The following is a 21,398-nucleotide window of genomic DNA, read 5'->3' as shown; positions in this document are numbered from 1 at the left end:
GCTCTCTCCCGCAGAGGTAACGCAGGCAAATAGCTAGTAAGTCAGCTCGGCAATCGCAATCCTGTTCTCCGAGGCAGGCCAGGCGCGTGCCACAATTCGTTCTTCGCCAAATTGGGCTACGATGATACGCCCGACCTCGCCGGCCGGAAGGCGCAATGTTGCTGTCGAATCCGTGGGCACACCCGATTTGACGTCCGCCGGCTCCTTGCCGTCGAGCAGCACCACGTCCCGCGGCAGGCCGAAATAGCCGCGCGGACGCGACATGATCACGACAGCGCCGGCGTCCTTGTCCGCGGGCCCAAGCGGACGCGCGGCGCGCAGATGCACCACGTCCGATGAGCGCGGGAAGGGCGAGCGGTAGATGTGGGTCGTCGGCGCATCCGGCGATGCGAGGGCGAATTCGAGAGACCAGGAAGGCTCGACCTGCGCCGGTCCCCAGCGACCGTCGGTGCCGGTCTTCGAGCTGTGCACAGGGCTGCCTTTGCGCTCCCCGGTATCAGGGTCGATGCGGAATATTTCGACCGTTGCGCCCGTCACCGGGCGGTTGGTCGACACGCCGCCGGGTGTGCCGGTAACAAGGCCACTCAGCTTCACGCTCTCCTCCGGCATGATCGCAATGCGCGCGGGCTCGCGGCCGGCGATGAACTTATAGATCTCGCGGAAGGCTCGGGGGTCAAACGCCACTTCGCGATGATCGAGTGCGCCGAGCACGAGGTTGCTGGCCCCCTTCAACTCCGGACCTTCGACGCTGACGCCGGTTGGCGTACCGGGCTTGCCGATGAAACGGCCATCGGCTTGCGCGTATTTGTCCATGCCGTCGCTGCGCAAGGTCAGGAAGGCGACATCCGGCGTCACCTCGCTCTCGCCCTCATTGAGGCTGCGCAGGAACGCGCCGCGGCCGTTGAACTCGCTGTTGGGCTGGTCGTCGGTCGCGAACACACCATGATTGGGCGTGCCGCACAGCACGGCGTGGCTGACATCGCCGGCGCCGCCGTTCTTGATGACGTTGCGGATCGCATAGCCGCCGCGCGAGCTGCCGACCAGCGCCACGCGGGCTGCGCCGGTCCGACGCTTCAATTCAACGATGGCGGCGGCGAGCTCGCGGCGCTGGTCCTCGGTCGAGGAGCGGGCCGCCTGCTCGACCTTGTCGTCGCTTCGTGCATTGGGATCGGTGAAATTGATCGCATGCATGCGATCGCGCGCAATGCCGTTGGATTCCATCCGCCACATGGTGGTCATCCAGAGCGCGTCGTAATCGCCATTGCCGTGGACGAACAGGATCGGCGGCACCTCGCTCCGCGGGGCGGATGCCGTTTGGGCCAGCGCGCCCGTCCGCAAGCTCGCAACTGCGAAGGGCAAGCTGCCGGCCGCTTGCAAGATCATCCGTCGTGACAGCTTCATCTGTTCCTCCCCCGCAAAACCATCTCTGTGCACCGCTTATACCGGCCTAACCACTGGACAGCGAAGGACTTTCGCGGGCATCACTGAACTTGCCGGAATCGCCCGAAGACCACTCCAAGACAACGTCAAGACAACTTCTGCCAGCCCATTTGGAAGGGGATATGACCGAGCAGACGAACCGTCAGAAAATTGCGGCCGACGGCATCATGGCGCCGCTGCGGTACACCGTGTTCCGGCGCATCTGGCTCGCCAGCCTGCTCTCCAATCTTGGCCTGCTGATCCAGGGCGTGGGCGCCGCCTGGGCGATGACACAGATGGCGGCGTCGGCGGACAAGGTGGCGCTGGTGCAGACCGCTTTGATGCTGCCTATCATGCTGATCTCGATGCCGGCAGGCGCCATCGCGGACATGTATGACCGCCGTATCGTCACCCTGATCGCGCTCATGATCGCGCTGACCGGCGCGACCGCGCTCACGGTCCTGGCCTGGTTCAATTACATTTCCCCGGAAACGCTGCTCGCGTTCTGCTTCGTGGTCGGCAGCGGCAACGCACTGTTCGGTCCGGCCTGGCAATCCTCCGTGAGCGAGCAGGTGCCGCCCGATGCCCTGCCGTCGGCCGTTGCGCTCAACGGCATCAGCTACAACATCGCGCGCAGCTTCGGTCCGGCCGTCGGCGGCGTCATCGTCGCCGCGCTCGGCGCCGTCGCGGCATTTGCGTGTAACGCGATCCTCTATTTGCCGTTGCTGGTGGTGCTGCTGCTCTGGCGGCGCAACACCGAACCCTCGCGGCTGCCGCGGGAGAAGCTCAACCGCGCCATGGTGTCGGGCTTCCGCTACATCACCAATTCGCCGCCGATCAAGATCGTGCTGTTGCGCACGCTGGTGATGGGCCTGATTGGCGGCGCCATCATGGCGTTGATGCCGCTGGTGGCGCGCGATCTGCTGCATGGCGGCGCGCAGACCTACGGGATCATGCTCGGCGCCTTCGGCATGGGCGCCGTGGTCGGAGCGCTCAACATCCACGAATTGCGCAAGCGCATGAGCGGCGAAGCCGCAATCCGCGCCTGCACCATCTCGATGGCGTTTGCGATGGCCGCTCTCGCCGTGAGCACCGAGCCGGTGCTGACCGCGGCTGCGCTGGTGCTCGCCGGCGCGGTCTGGATGGCCGCCGTCGCGTTGTTCAATATCGGCGTGCAGCTCTCGGCGCCGCGCTGGGTCGCCGGCCGCTCGCTCGCGGCGTTCCAGGCCTCGATTTCCGGCGGCATCGCGATCGGCGCCTGGGGCTGGGGCCATCTCACCGACTATGCCGGCGTCGAGCTCGCGCTGCTGACGGCCGCCGGGCTGATGCTGATCTCGCCGGTGCTCGGGATCTGGCTCACGATGCCGCGCGTCGGCGCCCGCAACGAAGATGCCGACGTGCTGGCCGATCCGGAAGTCAAACTGTCGCTCACGGCGCGCAGCGGACCGCTGGTGGTCGAGATCGAATACCGCGTCGCCCAAGAGAACGCGCGCGCCTTTCACAACGTGATGCAGGACGTGCAGCTCTCTCGTCAGCGCAACGGTGCCTATGGCTGGTCGATCGCGCGCGACATCGCCGATCCCGAATTGTGGACCGAGCGCTACCACTGTCCGACATGGCTCGACTATCTGCGCCAGCGCAACCGCTCAACGCAGTCCGAACGCGCTCTGCATCAGGAGGCGATCGATTTCCACATCGGCCCCGATCCGGTGCGGATCCGCCGCATGCTGGAGCGTCCGTTCGGCTCGGTGCGCTGGAAAGAGGAGACGCCGGACCAGGCAGCAAGTGAGGTGCTGCCCGTGGTCGCCACCGCGGCGGGAAGCAGCACGTAGGATTTGAGAGTGCGTAGCGACCCCTTACTGCCCGTGATCCGTCAGCACCTTGTCGCAGCCTTTGGTGAGCCGCGTACGGTTCTGCTTGAGGCAGGCGAGCACAGCCTGATCGCCATTGTTCATCACCGGGCGGCAGAAGCGCGTGACGTCGCGTGCACAGGCGTCGTGACCGGGCTGCTGCGCGGACGCAGCCGATGCAAACAGGATCAATGGAATGATGAAAAGAAATCTGGTCATCGCGTAATGCCTCTTACCCGGAAGATGTGCGGGGGAAGCTAGAGCGACGATCCCGAAGCCGCAACGGCTTTATTGGCAGGCGGGCTTTGCAGGCCAATTGCGCCGCCGCGTGGCCCCGGCATTCACGCCGGGGCAATCGCGAGGGGAGCTAACCGACGCAACGACGCTGTCGTTGCTATTACTGACCGTCCTGGGCGTCAGCGACCTTGCGTGACGCGCCGCCCTTGGCGAGGTCCTTGTCCATCACCGCACGGCAACCGGCGCTCAGATCCGAACGATGCTTCACCATGCACGCCGTGATCTTTGGGATGTTCGGGATTTCCGACGAGCACAGGCGGAAAGCGTCGCCGGTGCACTGCTGCTGGGCTTCGGAGGAGAAGGCGAAGCTGGAGCCGGTCGAGGCGATCGAGAGGATGGCGGCAAAGCCCAGAGCCAGGCTGGTGTCGCGGATCTTGTTACTCAAGGACTTGGCGTTCAGAGACTTGGTGTTCAGCGAGTTGGTCATTCGAAGCTCCCATTGGCACCGCTGGAAGCGGGCCCGTTGTTGATGGGATTGACCATGCTCCAGCAAAACAGTTTCCACTGTGATGACGGTCACGGGAGGCCACCCTCTGTGACTATGGTCACGTTGGCGCACCTCGCTGAAATTCCTTCATATCCGCTGTCGTGTTGGTGTCACGTTAACTGTTCCTTCGCATTAATGGCTCGGCAAGCGGGAAATTCCGCCGGTTTGGTTGCGTAATTGGAAAGAATGGCGATGCGTAATGCGTTGGGCCTGATGCTGGCCAGTGTAGTTGCGGCGGTCGTGATTGCCGCCGGCGGTTGGTTTTATTATTCCTCGCGCGCCGACCAGGCCGCTCCCAAGACAATTGCCGCCCGTGCCGCCGATCCATTGCCGGCACAGGCGAAGCTCGCCGCCAAAGACGACGTCGCGACCACGGCGGCGATTGCGGCCAAGCCGGCGGCAGCCGCCCCGGCGCCCACACCCGCGCCGATGCCGGTTCAGCAGAAAGCGACCTGCGCCAATCCGAACGCGCTCGGCGTCTCCCGCGTGGTCGAGATCGACACCACCGGCGGTCCGGGCTTCGGCTTCGATCACTTCAAGCAGTTCGACTTCCTCACCGACAAGGAGGTCGTGCTGACGTTCGACGACGGTCCCTGGCCGGTCAACACGCCCGCCGTGCTGAAGGCGCTCGCCGATGAATGCACCAAGGGCCTGTTCTTCTCGGTCGGCAAGCATGCGACCTATCATCCCGAAATCCTGCGCCAGGTGCTGGCCCAGGGCCACACGGTCGGCACTCACACCTGGTCGCATGTCAATCTGAACGGCAAGAAGATGACCGAGCAGATGGCCAAGGACGAGGTCGAGAAGGGCATTAGCGCGGTGAAATACGCGCTCGGCACCAACCCGGCGCCGTTCTTCCGCTTCCCGCAGCTGCAGCACAATCCGGCGATCGTGAGCTATTTCGGCACCCGCAACGTCGCGATGTTCTCGACCGACATCGACTCCTTCGACTTCAGGAAGGGCGCGACGCCGGAGAAGATCATCGAGACCGTGATGACCAGGCTGGACAAGCTCGGCAAGGGCATCATCCTGATGCACGACTTCCAGAAGCATACCGGCGAAGCGATGCCGGCGCTGCTCGCGCGGCTCAAGGCCGGCGGCTACAAGGTCGTGCAGATGAAGGCCAAGACAACGCTCGAGTCGCTGCCGGAATATGACGAAGCATTGCTGAAGGATCTGAAAGTGCCGACCTCGAGCGCACGTCCGATCGGAAGCGTGGTGCAGACGGTTTCGCAGTAACGCGTCCAGTCCGATCCAAAACTCTTGCGTCATGGCCGGGCTTGTCCCGGCCATGTGCGTTTTGAGAGCAGGCACCTTACCAGTAGATGCCGTGGCGATGCAGCTCGCTGATGATGCGGCCTTCGGTCCAGGAGCGCTTGTGCTTCGGCTTATCCGCCTTGGCGGTGGTCTTCGCGGCGGGTTGGGTCGTCGTCGCGGGCGCTGAGGCCGTCGTGGCCGTCGGGGTGGTCGTGGGTGCGGCGGCCGCCGCAGGCGCAGCAAGCGAAACCGCCGGCGGGCGATCGAGATATTTCGGAGCTTCGGCGGCTGGCGCTGCTTCGCTCACCTGCGTCGGCGCGGCAGCAAGCGCCGGCGCCATTTGCTGAGCCGAAGCCGGCTCGCTCGCCGCGGACAGCGACAGGCTGCGCGGGCCTCCGGCCTGGGCAGAGGCAGAGGCAGAGACCAGCACCATGGCGGCCACCAGAATGATCTTGCGCATATGAAATCTCCCCGTGTTTGGCGTGAGCTGGACACTAGGAGAGCCGATCGCGCGGTTATGTGATTACGATCACTCAGGCTGCCGTGCGATATTGATGCCACGCTGATGCAATGGCTGCGCTCGACCGGACTCATCTGCGCAGTGCGCGCATGATGACCGTCTGCGCCGGTCAGAACGTCTGGCGTGCGGAGATCAAATGAGCTGTGAGCGCTGGTGCCGCAAGAGGGATTCGAACCCCCGACCCCGTCATTACGAATGACGTGCTCTACCAACTGAGCTATTGCGGCGAACTCTGCCGGGGCCCGCGCGAGGCCGGTCCCGATACGCGCGCTCCTGATATCGGGCATGGCCCGAATTGGCAAGGTGGAGCCGGCTCCCAAATGCCGCTCACCCGCCCCAGCGAGACCAGAATCCGCGCCAGCCGCCGGCCTGGGCCTTTGCATGGTCCCTGGGCGTGCCGATTTGTTCCGTAAATTCATCGCTCGGACCCTCGTCGTCGATCCCGGGATCATCCGGGGCGCGGACGATCGGGATGACGGCGGGAATAGGCGCTGGTGCAGGTTTGCCGAGGTCGGCGCGGGTTCTGAACACCGGCGTCGCCACCGCGGGCGATGATTCGGCGATCTCAGGGGCAGGTTTGACCGGCTCGGCGGGCGTGACGACCGGCTCTTCGTTGACGGTTTCCTTGGCGGTCTCCTTGACGGCTTCCTTTGAGATTTCCTGGGTCTCAAGGGGCGGCGAATTGTCCTGCGCGGCAGGCGCCGGATCCGGCGCGATGACAGCCGGTTCCGCGGAGCTCTCGCTCGGGGCCGCCGTCACCCGCTTCGGTGGCGGGGCCGCCAGCATGGCCTCCTCGAAGGCCGAGGATTCGATCATGGCGCCCTTGTCGGATGGAAGACTGGCGACCGGTGCTTGCCACTGGAAGGCGTCGAGGCGGCCGGTGACCGGGGAGACCGGACGCCAGCGGTCGCTGACATAACCGTCCGCGGTCCAGGCTGGATCATGGCGGGCGCGCACCGCGCGCAAGGTCCAGGCGCGGGCCCGGCCGCCGTCACCGTGCTCTGTGCGCTCGATCTCGGCCATCAGCAGCGCCACGCGCTGGGTCGGATCGTTGACGTAAGGCGCCAGCACCGCGCGCGCACGGGCGAACTCAGACGCATCGATCGCGGCGCGCGCGATCGCCAGCTGGCCCTCGACATAACCAGTCTTGTCGGCAGGAATCTTGGCCGCAAGCGTCTCGACCCGCTGCAAACGCTGCCGCGCGGAATCGCCGAGCTTCACATGCGCATAGGCATCCGCGAGATCAGGATGCGGATTGGCGAGCCAAGCGGTTTCCACCAGCTTCATGGCGCGGCGTACCTGATGCGCCTCGCTCTCGAATTTTGCGGCGAGCACCGCGGCCGGGACCAGGGTCGGCGCGAGCTTGACCGCCTGCATCACGCTCTCGCGCGCGACGTCGCGGTCCATCGTTTCCAATTCCAGCGCGCGGGCGGCGAGCAGCACGCCGCGCTGGCGGCGATAGGCCTGCTTGTCGATCAGGCCCGCGGACAGATTCGAATCGAGGATCGCGAGCGCGCCACTCCAGTCACCGCGCGCGCAGCGGAAGCCGAGCACCGCATGCGAGGCCCAGGTCGAGGACGGCGACAGCTTGATCGCTTCCTCGGCGATCATCACGGCGCCGACCGCATCGTCGGCGCGCTGCGCCTCGATGAACAGGCCACGCAGGCCGAGCAGGCGCGTGTCCTCGCGCTCGGCCATGGCACGGAAGACGCGCTGGGCCTCGTCGCGATTGCCCTCGAGCTGCGCCGACTGCGCATGCAAGAGTAGCGCAAGCGGATCGTTTGCGGCCAGCCGCCGCGCGGTATCGGCGTGACGACGGGCAAGCGCGGTGTCGCCATGGCCGATCGCAAGCAGCCCGTGGGTAATGGCGTGGCGGCCCCGCGCATGACGCTTTTCGTGACGACGGCGGCGCAGACGCCCAGGAGCGCGCCAGACCATCGTCAGCAGGCTCCAGACCAGCACGACTGCCGCGGCAAAGAGGCCAAGCAAGAACACGAATCGGGGAAGCGTCGTTGTGGCGCGGAAACTGCCCGCGGTCAGGACGAGGTCGCCGGGCTGATCGGCAACCCAGGCTGCGCCGGCCGCCGCCAGCGCGATCAGGACGAGGAAGAGGACGATGCGAAGCATGACGATCCCTATACGCGCAGATTGTTGCGCGAACCTTTATTGACCAGGCTTGACGAGATCCGCCATGGCGGCGTCGGCGAATTTGCGTGAGGCTGCGAGCGCGGCGTCACGGGCATCGGCCTTGTCGAGCCAGGCCTGTGCCGGTGCGCGATCGGCCTCGGGCAGCGTCTTCAACTCGCGCCGTGCCTCGACGAAATCGTTGCGCAACGCAGCCGCCGTCACCCGCGCGACGATGGCGCCGCGATCAGTCCCTACCCCATCGGTACGCTCGATGCGGACGAGTTTTGACGCCCCCGCCTGAAGGCGCTCGACGATTCCCGTGCCGCTGGCCGGGGCTTCCGCCGGCGGCGACAATTTCGGCACGATGTTGAGGAGTTCGCGACTGAGCGCGACCGGTGTCGGAATGCCTGACGACGCAAAGGTGTCGAGCGGCTTAAGCATATCCGGCTTTGCTGCCAGCGACCGCGCCGCGGCGAGCTGCGATTCGTAAGCGTCGCCGTGGCGAACGGCGACGTCGAGCAAGGCCGCCGCCACCACATGGCGCAGCGGCTTGTCGTCCATCGCCTTAGCCTCGGCGATCTTCTCGCTTTGCTGTGCGAGTTCTGCACGTTCGGTTTTGCTGGCACGCTCGAGCTGCGCGAGGCGGCCGTTGAGAGCGGCAATATCTGGCGCGGCAGCAGACGGCGCCGGTTTCGCGTCGTTCAGGGCGCTGGCAGTCTTGTCGGACTGCGCGCGCAGAGTGGCGATGTCGCTGCGCAGGCTCGTTGCGGATTTCTCCAGCGCATCGATCCGCGCAATTATGGCCGGATCGGCGGCAGGCTTGCCCGCCTTGGCTTCGACCGCGGCCACGCGACCGCTCAGCGCCTCGACCGTTGCGCCCGTCACTTGCGGAGCAGCCGGCGCCTGCACCGCAGGCCAGCCCAGCATCCAGCCGACCGCGATCACAATGGCGGCTGCGACAGCGCCGGAGAACGGAGCAATAACCCAGGGTGAAATCGACGGCGATACGGACGCGGACGCAACGGATGACTCTTCCTCGGCAGGTTCGGGCTGCGGCGCGGCATTGGCCTGTTCGGACTTGCCCTCTTCAGACTTTGCCTCTTCAGATTTGGCCTCTTCAAATTTGGCTTGCTCATCCGCGGCCTGTTCGGTCGCGGCCACAGGCTCGCCCACCACCTCCTGCGGCTGGGTCGAGACTTCGGTCGCCTCGAGGTCAATGGTGGGCGGAGTGCGCTTGGCACGGCCGGACTCGGGAGCCAATCCTGCGTCTTCAGGCTTGTCGTCGGCCATCGTGACGGTTCCTCACACTTACATGCCCTAAACGGACCCGATTGCGTCGGATTCGGCCCGACCTCTTACGCCAAACGGGTGCGCAAAGCACGCTCCAAGGTGTCAATTAAGGCATTTTCGTCTGGGGTCGCGGCCACCAGAACCTGCGAGGCACCAGCCTCGCGCAGCACGCCTGCGACCGTCTCGGACAGGCAGCATTGCGGGATCGCCAGAGCCGAGATTTCGACACCTTCGTCCCGCGCGGCCTCCAGGAAAGCCCGCGCGCTGCGCCGGGAGTAATGCAGCACCGCCTCGATTCCATGGGCGGCAAAGCCCTCACAGACATCGCGCGGCAACAGCTTGACCGGGGCCATGCGATAGGTCGTCTGCGTGACGACGTTAAAGCCTTCGGCGCCCAGCTCACTGCCGAGGTCGCGCGACAGATCCGCGCCCGCGAGATAGAGCAGCGTGCTCTTTTTGCTGAGCCGCTTGTCGCGCGCGCTCTGCATCACCTTGTCGCGCAAGGCGGCGGCATCGCCTCCGGCGACGACCACCTCGGCAAAGCCGGCATCGCGCGCGGCGGCGGCCGTGTGCTCGCCGACGGCAAACAGCGGCAGCTCCAGGAGACCAAGTTCCTGCAATTGCGGCGCGACGGCACGGATCGCATTGGCCGACGTGACAATGACGGCGCTGTAGCTCGTTTCACTCTCGTCATGGAAGGCGACCGGCTCGAACTTGAGCACCGGCGCGAGCAGCACCCCATGCCCCCGTGCACGCAGGTTTTCCGATGTCGCCTCATTGTCGGGATGCGGCCGTGTGACAAGAATGGACATCGCTTGTGTTCCCGAACCACGTGGCGGTGGCGCTTTCGCGAGGGACGGCCGCGCGTGACGATTGCGTTGGCCGACCCCGGAATGCTACCGGACGTACCAGAACTCTGCTTTGCGGATGAGCGCAAGGGGGGTGAGAAGGGCGCAAATTGGATAACAATTCGCCAATGCTGGTACTGGGCATCGAAACCACCTGCGACGAGACCGCCGCGGCGGTGATCGAGCGTGCGCCTGACGGCAGCGGCAAGATCCTGTCCAATATCGTGTGGTCGCAGGTCGAGGAGCATGCCCGTTTCGGCGGCGTGGTACCGGAGATCGCGGCCCGCGCCCATGTCGACCTGCTCGACGGCATCATCGACCGCGCCATGACTGAGGCCGGCATAGACTTCGCCCAGCTCGACGGTGTCGCGGCCGCGGCGGGGCCCGGGCTGATCGGTGGCGTCATCGTCGGGCTCACCACCGCGAAGGCGATCGCGATGGTGCATGACACGCCGCTGGTCGCGGTGAACCATCTGGAAGCGCATGCGTTGACGCCGCGCCTGACCGACGCACTCGAATTTCCCTATTGCCTGTTTCTCGCCTCGGGCGGCCATACCCAGATCGTCGCCGTCACCGGCGTCGGCCAGTACGTGCGGCTCGGCACCACCGTCGACGATGCGATCGGCGAGGCCTTTGACAAGGTCGCGAAGATGCTGGGCCTGCCCTATCCGGGCGGGCCGCAGGTCGAGCGCGCGGCAACCAACGGCGATCCCGCGCGATTTGCGTTTCCGCGGCCGCTGCAGGGACGCCCCGACGCCAACTTCTCGCTCTCGGGATTGAAGACGGCGGTGCGCAACGAAGCCAGCCGGTTGGCCGAGATCACGCCGCAGGACGTCAGCGATCTCTGCGCAAGCTTCCAGGCTGCCGTGCTCGATTCCACCGCCGACCGGTTGAGCGTCGGCCTCAAACTCTTCCGCGAGCAGTTCGGTGCGCCACGTGCGCTGGTGGCGGCCGGCGGCGTTGCCGCCAATCAGGCGATCCGCGGCGCCTTGCATGAGGTTGCGAGCAAAGCCGGAACACAATTGATCATGCCGCCGCCGGCGCTCTGCACCGACAACGGCGCGATGATCGCCTGGGCCGGCGCCGAACGTCTCGCACTCGGCATGACCGACACGATGGAAGCACAGCCCCGCGCGCGCTGGCTGCTCGATGCGAACGCGACGGCACCGGCCGGATACGGCAAGACACGCGCGGAATTCTAGCAATGACAGCGTTCCGATCTGTCGCGGTGATCGGCGCGGGCGCCTGGGGGACGGCGCTGGCGATGGTGGCGGCGCGGGCCGGACGGAACGTGACGCTGTGGGCGCGCAATCCCGAGCACGCGACGCGGATCGCATCGACCCGCGACAATCCGCGGCTGGCGGGCGTGCGGCTTGCGCCGGAGATCGTCGTGACGAGCGACCTGGCCCTCGCCGCGCAGGCGGACATGCTGCTGATCGCAGTGCCCGCGCAGCATCTGCGCGGTGCTGTCAACATGCTCGCCTCCCACCTGGAAAAGCCGGTGCCGATCATTGCCTGCGCCAAAGGCATCGAGCACGGCACCCATAAATTCATGACCGACGTGATCGCCGAGGCCGCGCCTCACGCGCAGCCGGCGATCCTGTCGGGCCCGAGCTTTGCCGATGATGTCGCGCGTGGCCTGCCGACCGCGGTCACGCTGGCGGCGAGGGAGGAAGCGCTGGCCAACAGCCTGGTGCAGGCGCTGGGCTCGACGACCTTCCGGCCCTATCACTCCACCGATGTCCGCGGCGTCGAGATCGGCGGCGCCGCCAAGAACGTGCTGGCGATCGCGGTCGGCATCGCGGTCGGGCGCAAGCTCGGCGCTTCCGCCCAGGCCGCACTCACCACCCGCGCCTTTGCCGAGCTGACACGCCTCGGCCGCGCGCTCGGTGCACGCAGCGAAACACTCACGGGCCTGTCTGGCCTCGGCGATCTGATCCTGACCTGCTCGAGCCCACAATCGCGCAATTTTGCGCTCGGCCTGGCGCTTGGCCGCAGCGAGCAGCCGCCCACCGGCAAGCTTGCCGAAGGCGAATTCACCGCGCCGGTACTGATCGAGCTCGCGGCTTCGCAAAACATCGAAATGCCAGTATCGGAAGCCGTCGCATCGATCCTGACCGGCAGAAGCACGATCGATGCCGCGATCTCGGGGCTGATGGCGCGACCTTTCAAGGCAGAGGAATGAAGATGGCATACTGGCTGGTGAAATCCGAACCATCGGTGTGGTCCTGGGACCAGCAGATGGCGAAGGGCGCCAAGGGCGAAGCCTGGACCGGCGTGCGCAATTACACCGCGCGCCAGAACCTCGTCGCCATGAAGAAGGGCGACAAGGCGTTCTTCTATCATTCCAACGAGGGCAAGGAGATCGTCGGCATCGCGGAAGTTATCAAGGAAGCCTATCCCGATCCGACCGACAAGACGGAAAAATTCGTCTGCGTCGACATCAAGGCCGACAAGCCGTTGAAGAGTCCGGTGACGATGGCCGCGATCAAGGCCGAGAAGAAACTCGCCGACATGGCGCTGGTGAAATATTCGCGGCTCTCGGTGCAGCCGGTGACGGCCGAGGAATGGAAGCTCGTCTGCAAGATGGGCGGGATGTAGTTGCTGCCGTAGCCCGGATGGAGCGCAGCGTAATCCGGGAAGTCTTCATGTGGCACAAGACCCGGATTGCGCTCCGCTCCATCCGGGCTACGATATCGGAGCTTGTTTCTCCGGCAACGCAAAAACCTCGCATGGCGCGGCAATGCCGCGCAGCGAATGCGATCCGAGCGCGATCAGAGGCATGTCCGTCTCGGCGGCGAGCGCGCCCGACACCAGCACGGTCTTTTCGAGCGGCTTGCACAACCCTTCGAGCCGGCTGGCGAGATTGACGGCGGGACCGATCGCCGTGAAATCGAGCCGGTTGGCGGCGCCGATATTGCCCCACAGCATTTCGCCGAGATGCAGCGCCGCGCCGAATGCGAGCGACGGCAGAGCTTGGGCACGGCGCTCCGCGTTGAGATACGCCATCCCGGCTTCGGCTGCGCTCGCGGCACGCAGAGCCGCCTCGCACGCGTGACGCGGTGACGCCCCGACCACCGGAAAGATCGCGAGCACACCGTCGCCGATGAATTTCAGCACCTCGCCGCCGAAGGCGTGAACCGCGCCGGCGATGCGATCGAACCAGGCATCGAGCGCCGCGATGACTTCGGCAGGCGCTGTGGTTTCCGAAAGCAGCGTGAAACTGCGCAGATCGGCATAGAGCAGCGCGGCCTGTATGGTCTCGCCGAGATCGCGCCGCAGGGGTGCCGCCAGCACCCGCTCCGCGCTACGCTTGCCGAGATAAGCATCCAGCGTCGCGCGCAAGGTTGCACGCGCGGCAAGCACCGCAAGAGGTGTCGCGGCAAAGCGCGCGGCCTGGCGCAAATGCTCGGTCTCGTCCGTGGTGAACGGACGCGGCCCGATCCAGCCGAGCAACGGCCCGTCGGCCCGTCCGACCACGTCCTCGTGCACCTCGCCGTCCGCGATGTCGCGCAACCAGCGGCGGCCGGCGTCGTTGGGCGGGTCGGGCGCGAGGCCGCCTGGTGCGAAGCCGAGCGCTTCGATCACCCGGCCGTTCTCCGCGCGCCACAACCAGGTCCGCTTCGCGATCAGCGGATGCGGTACCTCCAGCGTCAGGCTGCCTGCCGCAAGCGGCACGCCGTCGGCGACCAGATGTGCGCCGAGGTCCGCGAGCAGGCGGTCAGCCCCGGTGCTATCGGCGGCGGCATCGACAAGCCAGGCGAGCGTCGGCGAGAGGTGCATGGCCCGATCATGACGAAGCCAGGCCGTCTTTGTCACGGGCAATCCTTGACGGGCCGCTCGCGCGCCGCCATGTCCCGCAGTCAGCCCAGGGATGATCGCCAATGACCGAACCGTTCATAGTGCGACGCGAGACCCAGATCGCCGCCCCACGCGCCACCGTTTTCGCTTACCTGACCGACCCCGAGAAGATTTTGAGCTGGATGGGTTCCGATGCCACCACGGAGCCGCATCCCGGCGGGCTCTATCTGCTCAAAGGCATCGGCCCGCGCGGCGGCGTCGCCCGCGGCGCGTTCCGCGAAGTCGTGCCGGTGCATCGGCTCGCCTACACGTTTGGATGGGAGGGTGGCCAGGAAGTGCCGCCCGGCTCGAGCCTGATCGAGATCGACCTGATCGAACGCGACGGCGGCACATTGCTGCGCATGACCCATAGCGGGCTGCCGACCGAGGAACAGGCTGCCGCACACGCAACGGGATGGGCGCACTATCTGGGACGGCTCACGGCGGCAGCCGCAGGCGGCCATCCCGGTCCCGACAACGGCGTTTCCAACAAGGCGTAACGACGGGAGCGGGTCAGACCGCCGCGGTCGCCACCACCTGCTGCAAAAGTTGCTCGCGCCTGGCCTGCGAGCGCTGGCCCTTCATGGTCGCGGCGAAGCGTTCCAGGATGCCGTCCTCGAACGCGGTGACGATGGTATCGTGAACGTAGCTCTTGCGGCAGATCGCCGGCGTGTTGGAGAGCTGATCGGCCGCGCCGCGGATCGCTTCCAGCACCTGCTTCTTGCGGCCGCGTTGGCTGGTCGCGGGCGTGATCCGCGACAGCGATTCCACGACGACGGCAGAGGCCATCAGCGTGCGGAAATCCTTCAGCGAGATCTTGATGCCGGCGATCTCGCGCAGAAACGCGTTCACCTGCGTGGTGCTGACCGCGCGCACGATGCCGTAGGGATCGCGATACTGGAACATGCGCTTGCCGGGAACGCCCTGCAAAATCCCGATGGCGCGCACGAGCTTGGCCGCGTCGCACTCCTTGCGCACGGCCTTGCCGCCCTTTGCCTTGAAGGTCAGCACGAAGCTGTCGTCTTCCAGCGAGACGTTGGACTTCAACAGCGTGGTGGCGCCGCGGGTGCCGTTGAGACGGGCATAGGATTCGTTGCCGGGGCGGATCGCAGTGCGCGCAATCAGTTCGATGACGGCAGAGAGCGCGAATTCGCGGGTCGGCTCGTCGCCCGACAGGAACGCCGAGACCTTGCGCCGGATCTTGGGCAGCGCGCCGACGAGCTTCTCCAGGCGATGCGCCTTGCGTTGCTCGCGGACCTTCTCCCAATCGGCGTGATAGCGATATTGCAGCCGGCCCGCGGCATCGCGTCCCACCGCCTGGAGATGCGTGCTCGGATCGGCCGAGTAGCGCACCTCGCGATAGGCTGGCGGCACCGCCATCGAATGCAACCGCCGAATGGTGCGGGCGTCGCGGATGTGGACGCCGTTGGGCCGCACGAAGGAATAGCCCTTGCCGCGCCTGATGCGGCGAATGGTCAGCTCGTTCTGGTCGCCGAGCCGCAGGCCCAGTTCCTTGGCGAGGGCCTCGACCGTCGCCGCAGGCGCCGAGTCGAACGCTTTTTTCGGGCTGGGGCGGCCGGAACCGCCCGGTTCCGGCCATTGTCCGAGGGCTTTGGCCAGCGCAACGGCTGCAGGATCGGCTGAAGCGGGCCGCAAAGTCCCGAGATTCTGCTGATCCATCATAGTCTTATGCCTTAGCCCTGTCTGTTATCGGTCAATGCCGCTGTTCTGATTTTTGTTCCAAGGGGTCTCGTTGGACCCGGGTTAGCCACTTAGGGTGTTCCGAACCGCATTGCGAGTCCCGAATCAGTGAGAGGCGGTTTCTAAATACCTCTGCTGGGTGCATGGCGCTCTGCGCGGGCCCATTCAGAGGATCTGGGGCAAAGACCCGAAAGCCGCCCGTGGCCCCTGTTTCAAAACTGCGACAGTCGCTCGAAGCGGCTTGATCCTCCGCATGGCAGGCTGCTCGCCGAAGGTCCAGCTTGTGCACCTTGTCGGGTCCGGTTAGCCCGACGCATAATCGGTTCAAGGATCAAGTCGGCTCGCCAGTGGTCTGTGCTCGGCGTGCCGTATGTGGAGGGAAGCATGTCCGAGAAGATCTACGACGTCCCCGCGGAATGGGCGAAGCGCGCCTGGGTCGACCAGGCCAAGTACAAGGACATGTACGCCCGCTCGATCTCGGACCCGAACGCCTTCTGGGCCGAGCAGGCCAAGCGCATCGACTGGATGCACGCTCCGACGAAGATCGAGAACGTCTCCTTCGCGCCGGGCAACATCTCCATCAAATGGTTCGAGGACGGCATCCTCAACGTCGCCCATAATTGCATCGACCGGCATCTCCACAGCCGGGCCAACCAGACCGCGATCATCTGGGAAGGCGACGATCCCTCGCAATCCCGGCACATCACTTACAAGGAGCTGCACGACGAGGTCTGCCGGATGGCCAACATCCTGCGCACCCGGAACGTCAAGAAGGGCGACCGCGTCACCATCTACCTGCCGATGATTCCGGAGGCAGCCTACGCGATGCTGGCCTGCGCGCGGATCGGCGCAATTCACTCCGTGGTGTTCGCCGGCTTCTCGCCCGACAGCCTTGCCCAGCGCATCAACGATTGCCAGTCCAAGGTGATCATCACTGCGGATGAGGGCCTGCGCGGCGGCAAGAAGGTGCCGCTGAAGGCCAATGTCGACGCGGCACTCGCCAAGGCAGACGGCGTCGACTGGGTTGTCGTGGTCAAGCGCACCGGCGGCGCGGTCGACATGAATCCCTCGCGCGACCTCTGGTACCACGACGCCGCCAAGATGGTGACGACCGAGTGCCCGGTCGAGCACATGCACGCCGAGGATCCGCTGTTCATCCTCTACACCTCGGGCTCGACCGGCCAACCCAAGGGCGTGCTGCACACCTCCGCCGGCTATCTCGTGTTCGCCGCGATGACGCATCAATACGTCTTCGATTATCACGACGGCGACATCTACTGGTGCACCGCCGACGTCGGCTGGGTCACCGGCCACAGCTACATTCTCTACGGACCGCTCGCCAACGGCGCGACCACGCTGATGTTCGAAGGCGTGCCGAATTACCCGGATAATTCGCGATTCTGGAACATCATCGACAAGCACAAGGTCAACATCTTCTACACCGCGCCGACGGCAATCCGCGCGCTGATGCAGAGCGGCGACGCACCCGTGAAGAAGACCTCGCGCGCCAGCCTGCGCCTGCTCGGCTCGGTCGGCGAGCCGATCAATCCGGAAGCCTGGGAGTGGTATCACCGCGTCGTCGGCGACGACCGCTGCCCGATCGTCGACACCTGGTGGCAGACCGAGACCGGCGGCATTTTGATCACGCCGCTGCCCGGCGCCACGAAGCTCAAGCCGGGCTCGGCGACGCAGCCGTTCTTCGGCGTGGTGCCTGAGATCGTCGACGCCGACGGCAACGTGCTGGACGGCGAGACATCAGGCAATCTGTGCCTGACGCGATCATGGCCGGGCCAGATGCGCACGGTCTATGGCGATCACGCCCGCTTCGAGCAGACTTATTTCTCGACCTACAAGGGCAAGTACTTCACCGGCGACGGCTGCCGGCGCGATGCTGATGGTTATTACTGGATCACCGGCCGCGTCGACGACGTCATCAACGTCTCCGGCCACCGCATGGGTACCGCCGAAGTCGAAAGCGCGCTGGTGGCGCATGAGAAGGTATCGGAGGCCGCCGTGGTCGGCTTCCCGCACGACATCAAGGGCCAGGGCATCTACGCCTATGTGACCCTGATGGCCGGCATCGAGCCAACCGAGGATCTGCGCAAGGAGCTCGTCACCTGGGTGCGCAAGGAGATCGGCCCGATCGCTTCGCCCGACCAGATTCAGTTCGCACCGGGTCTGCCAAAGACCCGCTCCGGCAAGATCATGCGCCGCATCCTGCGCAAGATCGCCGAGGACGAGCCGGGCAGCCTGGGCGACACCTCGACCCTGGCCGATCCCGGCGTGGTCGACGACCTCGTCAAGAACCGGCAGAACAAGAAGTCCGCGTAGGGCAGTCTCGTGCCCCGGACGCAGCGCAGCGCTCTTTAGCGGTGCGCTGCTGAGCCGGGGCCCATGCAACGGCAGGCTCTGTAGCTGTCTCGGTCCCGGCCCTGCGTCGCACCGCTTCGCGCTGCGCTGGGGACACGAGACCCATCCCCGCGTTCGCGCCTCCCCGAACAACGGCCGTTCATACCCTCACGCACTTGTCAGGCCGCGCCCCGGCGCCCGGGCATCTTTCCCGCTGAGTGTTGTTTTCAGGTCATTTACTTTGTTTCGAACATTTCCTTTGTTCCCCCTGCTGGCTGGCCCTTGGCGGCCGTGTGTGGAAACCATCCGGTTAACAGGCGCGGTTAAGAATGTGCCCTGACAAGGACTTGTAACAAGGACTTGGCGAGCCAGCGATTGCCGGTTTGCGTAATTTTGGACGGTCCGTTCGGGGCAAGGGGAAAATCGATGTCGATGAGGATTGCTGTGGCGCTGGCCGCCACCGTCGGGGCTGGGGTCTTGATGTCGACGGCGGCGCAGGCGCGGCCGGAAATGGTGGGGACGCACCTGGCCGACTATTCGCCGGGCACCATCGTGGTCAAAACCAACGAGCGTCGGCTCTATCTCGTCCTCGATAACGGCCACGCCGTGCGCTACCCGGTCGGCGTCGGCAAGTCCGGCAAGCAGTGGGCCGGCACCACCCGCATCGACGGCAAGTACCGCAATCCGGCCTGGTCGCCGCCTGCCGAAGTGAAGCGCGACAAGCCGAGCATCCCGGACGTTATCCCGGGCGGCTCGCCGCGCAATCCGATGGGCGTCGCCGCGATGACGCTGTCTGGTGGTGAATATGCCATCCACGGGACCAACGTGCCGGGCTCGATCGGCGGCTTCGTCTCCTATGGCTGCATCCGCATGCTCAACGACGACATCACGGATCTCTATAGCCGCGTCTCGGTCGGCACGACGGTGGTCGTGACGCGCTGATCGCCGGCATCAGGGCGAGACGGCAAGAGCCGCGTCCTTCGACGCGGCTTTTTTGTTACCAGAAGCGCCAGCTCCGCGCGCACCAGCCGTCGCGATGGCCGCCATTGTAGCTTCGCGCGTAACCGCCGGCGAGCAACGCCGCCGAGACATTGGCCGTGCGTTTGGTCGCGACGTCGGCGAGAACGCGTCCGTATTTGTCAGATCCGAGATTGGTGATCGTCACGCCACCTTGGCCGAGCAGGTCGCGCAATGCGCGGGCCGCGGCTTCGGCCTTGTCCAGTTCCTCCTGGCAGGAGGCTTTCATCTCGGGTGCATCGATGCCGCGCAGGCGAACGCGCGCGACGAGGTCGCGGCCATCGCGTTGATGCACGCGCGCAAGGAAGGTGTCGCCGTCGATGGTGCGGATGACGTCGACCGGCTCACGGAGGTCAGGACTTGCCTGCTGTAAGATGATTTCGGCGTCTCGCGATTGACCGTCAGTCGCACGAGGGAAGGGCCAATTCATCCCGTGCCGGAACGTGAACACCACGGCCACCACGATTCCGACCACGAACATCCACGGCAACAGGCCTGAGAAGCGGCAGCCAAACGGTGAGCCGCTGTACGAACGCCGATAACGATGGCTTGGATTGAAACGCGACATCCGCGCACGCTAGGGCTGAGTCGGGCAGTCCGGCAAGCGAGCCTCAAAAGACAAGCTTCAGAAGTCGGAAGCGATGCCCTTGCGCTCCCAATCGCCATAGCGGGTCGGCTCGGGTCCTTTTGGGCCCTGCAACTCCTTTGGCGCCGCCTGGCCGTCATTTTTGGCTCGGACTGCCGCAGCCTGCCGGCGCGCTTCGGCCTCGGCCAGCGCACGCTGGGCGGCCGGCGTGAGCGGCTTGCGGTCGGGAACGGAAGGCTGGTCACTCATCGTCGGCTTTCTAGCGCGGGACGGCCCGCGGCGCGACGCCCAATAACGCATTCCTGAAATGGCTCCGAAAGGGCTAAAAAACCCGGAAGCGATTCTTACATTTGGCATATTCGCGTGCCAGAGATCGCCTTCTCAAGGCATGCGCCCGTATCGGCGGAACTGCCGCTCGCTAAGAACCTTAAGCCGCATGCCTTCTCAACGTTTCGCTCCTCCATCCGAAGTGCCCGGTCTCGCGGCGCGGCGGATTGCCGCCGACATCGTCGACGGCGTGCTGCAAAAGCACCGCACGCTTGACGAGCAGCTCGACGGCAGTGGCGCCCATCCCGGACTGAAGACGCTCCCCGACCGCGACCGCGCGCTGATGCGCCGCCTTGTCGCTACCGTGCTGCGCCGGCTCGGCACACTCGGCCATGTGCTGTCCCGCTTGCTCGACAAGGGCATTCCCTCCGATGCGCCGCGCGCGCAGAGTGCGCTGTTGATCGGCGCCGCCCAGATCCTCTGGATGGACGTGCCCGATCACGCAGCCGTCGATCTCTCCGTTCGCCTCGTGCAATCCGACCGGCGCGCCGCGCGCTATGCCGGCCTCGTCAACGCCGTGCTGCGCCGCTGCGCCCGCGAGGGCAAGGCGCTGGTGGACGAGGTTGCGGCGCAGTCACTGGATCTGCCGCCCTGGATGGTCGCACGCTGGAGCGCGCATTACGGCGAAGCAGTCGCAAGGGACATGGCGCTCGCGCTCAGCCACGATCCTTCGCTGGATCTGACCGTGAAGTCGGACGCCGCGCAATGGGCGAGCCGGCTTCATGGCGAAGTGCTGCCGACCGGATCGGTGCGCACGGTGCTGCACGGCGCGGTGACCATGCTTCCCGGCTTCGCCGAAGGACAATGGTGGGTGCAGGACGCCGCCGCCGCGCTGCCAGCCCGGCTGTTCGGCGACATCAAGGGCAAATCCATCGCCGATCTCTGCGCCGCTCCCGGCGGCAAGACCGCGCAACTGGCGCAGGCCGGCGCGCACGTCACGGCGATCGACCGCTCACCCGCCCGGGTGGCGCGGCTGCGCGAGAATCTGACGCGGTTGTCGCTCCAGGCCGAGACTGTCGTCGCCGACGCTGCGGAATGGGCGGGTCCGGCCGATGGCTTCGACGGCATCCTGATCGATGCGCCCTGCACCTCGACCGGGACGATTCGCCGCCACCCCGATGTCTCTTGGCTCCGGCAGGAATCCGACATCGCCGCAATGACCGTGCTCCAGCGGCGGCTGCTGCAAAAATCGGTCTCCCTGCTCAAGCCCGGCGGGACGCTGGTCTACTGTACCTGCTCGCTGGAACCCGAAGAGGGCGAGCATGCGGTCGCCGCGCTGCTGGCCACAGAGCCTGGGCTTCGCCGGGTCCCGATCGATGCGTCCGAGGTGTCGGGGCTCAGCGAGATCGTCACCGCCGAGGGCGATTTGCGCACTCTGCCCAGCCATCTGCCGAACGCCGATCCCAAGCTCGGCGGGCTCGACGGATTTTTCGCGGCCCGGCTCGTTAAATCCTGATTTTGCACTGGATTTTGCAACCACGGC

The 21,398-nt window shown here is 65.8% G+C and carries 20 protein-coding genes and 1 tRNA gene; 9 read left to right on the top strand and 12 right to left on the bottom strand.

Annotated features, from left to right (window positions below; genetic code table 11):
- Positions 1–33 precede the first annotated feature (33 nt).
- The gene (locus tag AC0L3C_RS23830) at positions 34–1,401 is read right to left on the bottom strand and encodes a hydrolase (protein ID WP_473409112.1); all 1,368 of its coding nucleotides are present in this window, start codon (positions 1,399–1,401) and stop codon (positions 34–36) included.
- Between the two features lie 161 nt (positions 1,402–1,562).
- Here AC0L3C_RS23830 and AC0L3C_RS23825 point away from each other — a divergent pair, with 161 nt between their 5' ends.
- Positions 1,563–3,251: an MFS transporter gene (locus tag AC0L3C_RS23825; protein ID WP_473281737.1), complete on the top strand. Its 1,689-nt coding sequence runs from the start codon at positions 1,563–1,565 to the stop codon at positions 3,249–3,251.
- A 24-nt stretch (positions 3,252–3,275) separates the two neighbouring features.
- Here AC0L3C_RS23825 and AC0L3C_RS23820 read toward each other — a convergent pair whose 3' ends face one another.
- Complete coding sequence (locus AC0L3C_RS23820) at positions 3,276–3,488, bottom strand: hypothetical protein (protein ID WP_007604145.1); 213 nt, start codon at positions 3,486–3,488, stop codon at positions 3,276–3,278.
- A 178-nt stretch (positions 3,489–3,666) separates the two neighbouring features.
- Entirely contained in the window at positions 3,667–3,993 is a 327-nt protein-coding gene (locus AC0L3C_RS23815; RefSeq protein WP_473409128.1) for a hypothetical protein, read from the bottom strand.
- A gap of 252 nt (positions 3,994–4,245) precedes the next feature.
- Here AC0L3C_RS23815 and AC0L3C_RS23810 point away from each other — a divergent pair, with 252 nt between their 5' ends.
- Positions 4,246–5,292 (top strand): polysaccharide deacetylase family protein, encoded by a 1,047-nt coding sequence (locus tag AC0L3C_RS23810; protein WP_473281733.1) that lies wholly within the window; start codon positions 4,246–4,248, stop codon positions 5,290–5,292.
- 76 nt (positions 5,293–5,368) lie between these two features.
- Here AC0L3C_RS23810 and AC0L3C_RS23805 read toward each other — a convergent pair whose 3' ends face one another.
- The 5 genes from AC0L3C_RS23805 to AC0L3C_RS23785 form a co-directional block, all read right to left on the bottom strand.
- Complete coding sequence (locus tag AC0L3C_RS23805) at positions 5,369–5,770, bottom strand: hypothetical protein (RefSeq protein ID WP_473281731.1); 402 nt, start codon at positions 5,768–5,770, stop codon at positions 5,369–5,371.
- A 211-nt stretch (positions 5,771–5,981) separates the two neighbouring features.
- A tRNA-Thr gene (locus AC0L3C_RS23800) sits at positions 5,982–6,057 on the bottom strand.
- 100 nt (positions 6,058–6,157) lie between these two features.
- A complete protein-coding gene (locus AC0L3C_RS23795; protein ID WP_473409111.1) occupies positions 6,158–7,957 on the bottom strand; it encodes a heme biosynthesis HemY N-terminal domain-containing protein in 1,800 nt (599 codons plus the stop codon).
- A 36-nt stretch (positions 7,958–7,993) separates the two neighbouring features.
- Positions 7,994–9,247, bottom strand: coding sequence for a COG4223 family protein (locus AC0L3C_RS23790; protein WP_473409110.1), 1,254 nt, complete (start codon positions 9,245–9,247; stop codon positions 7,994–7,996).
- A 65-nt stretch (positions 9,248–9,312) separates the two neighbouring features.
- Entirely contained in the window at positions 9,313–10,059 is a 747-nt protein-coding gene (locus tag AC0L3C_RS23785) for a uroporphyrinogen-III synthase (protein WP_473409109.1), read from the bottom strand.
- Positions 10,060–10,223: 164 nt separating this feature from the next.
- Here AC0L3C_RS23785 and tsaD point away from each other — a divergent pair, with 164 nt between their 5' ends.
- From tsaD to AC0L3C_RS23770, 3 genes are read left to right on the top strand one after another with little or no spacing between them, the layout of a single operon-like run.
- Entirely contained in the window at positions 10,224–11,297 is a 1,074-nt protein-coding gene (tsaD, locus tag AC0L3C_RS23780; protein ID WP_473409108.1) for a tRNA (adenosine(37)-N6)-threonylcarbamoyltransferase complex transferase subunit TsaD, read from the top strand.
- Between the two features lie 2 nt (positions 11,298–11,299).
- Positions 11,300–12,280 carry an NAD(P)H-dependent glycerol-3-phosphate dehydrogenase gene (locus tag AC0L3C_RS23775; protein ID WP_473409107.1) on the top strand — a complete coding sequence of 327 codons (981 nt, stop codon included), beginning with the start codon at positions 11,300–11,302 and terminating at the stop codon, positions 12,278–12,280.
- A gap of 2 nt (positions 12,281–12,282) precedes the next feature.
- On the top strand, positions 12,283–12,696 hold the full coding sequence (locus AC0L3C_RS23770) for an EVE domain-containing protein (protein ID WP_473409106.1): 414 nt from the start codon (positions 12,283–12,285) through the stop codon (positions 12,694–12,696).
- 87 nt (positions 12,697–12,783) lie between these two features.
- On the opposite strand, the gene AC0L3C_RS23765 is transcribed toward AC0L3C_RS23770, so the two are convergent.
- On the bottom strand, positions 12,784–13,878 hold the full coding sequence (locus tag AC0L3C_RS23765; protein ID WP_473409127.1) for an adenylate/guanylate cyclase domain-containing protein: 1,095 nt from the start codon (positions 13,876–13,878) through the stop codon (positions 12,784–12,786).
- Between the two features lie 101 nt (positions 13,879–13,979).
- Between AC0L3C_RS23765 and AC0L3C_RS23760 the strand changes: the two genes are divergently transcribed.
- Complete coding sequence (locus AC0L3C_RS23760; protein ID WP_473409105.1) at positions 13,980–14,435, top strand: SRPBCC family protein; 456 nt, start codon at positions 13,980–13,982, stop codon at positions 14,433–14,435.
- 13 nt (positions 14,436–14,448) lie between these two features.
- Here AC0L3C_RS23760 and AC0L3C_RS23755 read toward each other — a convergent pair whose 3' ends face one another.
- Positions 14,449–15,618, bottom strand: a complete 1,170-nt coding sequence (locus AC0L3C_RS23755; RefSeq protein ID WP_473409104.1) for a DNA topoisomerase IB — start codon at positions 15,616–15,618, stop codon at positions 14,449–14,451.
- A gap of 402 nt (positions 15,619–16,020) precedes the next feature.
- On the opposite strand from AC0L3C_RS23755, the gene acs reads away from it, so the two are divergent.
- Both acs and AC0L3C_RS23745 read left to right on the top strand, forming a co-directional pair.
- Positions 16,021–17,967, top strand: a complete 1,947-nt coding sequence (gene acs, locus AC0L3C_RS23750; RefSeq protein WP_473409103.1) for an acetate--CoA ligase — start codon at positions 16,021–16,023, stop codon at positions 17,965–17,967.
- Positions 17,968–18,411: 444 nt separating this feature from the next.
- Positions 18,412–18,927, top strand: a complete 516-nt coding sequence (locus tag AC0L3C_RS23745) for a L,D-transpeptidase (protein WP_007598677.1) — start codon at positions 18,412–18,414, stop codon at positions 18,925–18,927.
- 55 nt (positions 18,928–18,982) lie between these two features.
- Here AC0L3C_RS23745 and AC0L3C_RS23740 read toward each other — a convergent pair whose 3' ends face one another.
- Both AC0L3C_RS23740 and AC0L3C_RS23735 read right to left on the bottom strand, forming a co-directional pair.
- Positions 18,983–19,570 carry a thermonuclease family protein gene (locus AC0L3C_RS23740; RefSeq protein WP_473265594.1) on the bottom strand — a complete coding sequence of 196 codons (588 nt, stop codon included), beginning with the start codon at positions 19,568–19,570 and terminating at the stop codon, positions 18,983–18,985.
- A 57-nt stretch (positions 19,571–19,627) separates the two neighbouring features.
- A complete protein-coding gene (locus tag AC0L3C_RS23735; RefSeq protein ID WP_063992276.1) occupies positions 19,628–19,837 on the bottom strand; it encodes a DUF1674 domain-containing protein in 210 nt (69 codons plus the stop codon).
- A 187-nt stretch (positions 19,838–20,024) separates the two neighbouring features.
- Between AC0L3C_RS23735 and AC0L3C_RS23730 the strand changes: the two genes are divergently transcribed.
- Positions 20,025–21,371: an RsmB/NOP family class I SAM-dependent RNA methyltransferase gene (locus tag AC0L3C_RS23730; protein WP_473265595.1), complete on the top strand. Its 1,347-nt coding sequence runs from the start codon at positions 20,025–20,027 to the stop codon at positions 21,369–21,371.
- Positions 21,372–21,398 lie beyond the last annotated feature (27 nt).

The sequence above is a fragment of the Bradyrhizobium sp. WSM4872 genome, from assembly GCF_055811715.1.
Note: the sequence above shows the minus strand (reverse complement) of the source record. Positions and strands in the feature narration are given on the sequence as shown.

Excerpts from the sequence above, each read along its gene's own strand:
- AC0L3C_RS23830 (WP_473409112.1), bottom strand. The coding sequence starts at position 1,401 with ATGAAGCTGTCACGACGGATGATCTTGCAAGCGGCCGGCAGCTTGCCC.
- AC0L3C_RS23825 (WP_473281737.1), top strand. The coding sequence starts at position 1,563 with ATGACCGAGCAGACGAACCGTCAGAAAATTGCGGCCGACGGCATCATG.
- AC0L3C_RS23820 (WP_007604145.1), bottom strand. The coding sequence starts at position 3,488 with ATGACCAGATTTCTTTTCATCATTCCATTGATCCTGTTTGCATCGGCT.
- AC0L3C_RS23815 (WP_473409128.1), bottom strand. The coding sequence starts at position 3,993 with ATGACCAACTCGCTGAACACCAAGTCTCTGAACGCCAAGTCCTTGAGT.
- AC0L3C_RS23810 (WP_473281733.1), top strand. The coding sequence starts at position 4,246 with ATGCGTAATGCGTTGGGCCTGATGCTGGCCAGTGTAGTTGCGGCGGTC.
- AC0L3C_RS23805 (WP_473281731.1), bottom strand. The coding sequence starts at position 5,770 with ATGCGCAAGATCATTCTGGTGGCCGCCATGGTGCTGGTCTCTGCCTCT.
- AC0L3C_RS23795 (WP_473409111.1), bottom strand. The coding sequence starts at position 7,957 with ATGCTTCGCATCGTCCTCTTCCTCGTCCTGATCGCGCTGGCGGCGGCC.
- AC0L3C_RS23790 (WP_473409110.1), bottom strand. The coding sequence starts at position 9,247 with ATGGCCGACGACAAGCCTGAAGACGCAGGATTGGCTCCCGAGTCCGGC.
- AC0L3C_RS23785 (WP_473409109.1), bottom strand. The coding sequence starts at position 10,059 with ATGTCCATTCTTGTCACACGGCCGCATCCCGACAATGAGGCGACATCG.
- tsaD (WP_473409108.1), top strand. The coding sequence starts at position 10,224 with ATGCTGGTACTGGGCATCGAAACCACCTGCGACGAGACCGCCGCGGCG.
- AC0L3C_RS23775 (WP_473409107.1), top strand. The coding sequence starts at position 11,300 with ATGACAGCGTTCCGATCTGTCGCGGTGATCGGCGCGGGCGCCTGGGGG.
- AC0L3C_RS23770 (WP_473409106.1), top strand. The coding sequence starts at position 12,283 with ATGGCATACTGGCTGGTGAAATCCGAACCATCGGTGTGGTCCTGGGAC.
- AC0L3C_RS23765 (WP_473409127.1), bottom strand. The coding sequence starts at position 13,878 with ATGCACCTCTCGCCGACGCTCGCCTGGCTTGTCGATGCCGCCGCCGAT.
- AC0L3C_RS23760 (WP_473409105.1), top strand. The coding sequence starts at position 13,980 with ATGACCGAACCGTTCATAGTGCGACGCGAGACCCAGATCGCCGCCCCA.
- AC0L3C_RS23755 (WP_473409104.1), bottom strand. The coding sequence starts at position 15,618 with ATGATGGATCAGCAGAATCTCGGGACTTTGCGGCCCGCTTCAGCCGAT.
- acs (WP_473409103.1), top strand. The coding sequence starts at position 16,021 with ATGTCCGAGAAGATCTACGACGTCCCCGCGGAATGGGCGAAGCGCGCC.
- AC0L3C_RS23745 (WP_007598677.1), top strand. The coding sequence starts at position 18,412 with ATGTCGATGAGGATTGCTGTGGCGCTGGCCGCCACCGTCGGGGCTGGG.
- AC0L3C_RS23740 (WP_473265594.1), bottom strand. The coding sequence starts at position 19,570 with ATGTCGCGTTTCAATCCAAGCCATCGTTATCGGCGTTCGTACAGCGGC.
- AC0L3C_RS23735 (WP_063992276.1), bottom strand. The coding sequence starts at position 19,837 with ATGAGTGACCAGCCTTCCGTTCCCGACCGCAAGCCGCTCACGCCGGCC.
- AC0L3C_RS23730 (WP_473265595.1), top strand. The coding sequence starts at position 20,025 with ATGCCTTCTCAACGTTTCGCTCCTCCATCCGAAGTGCCCGGTCTCGCG.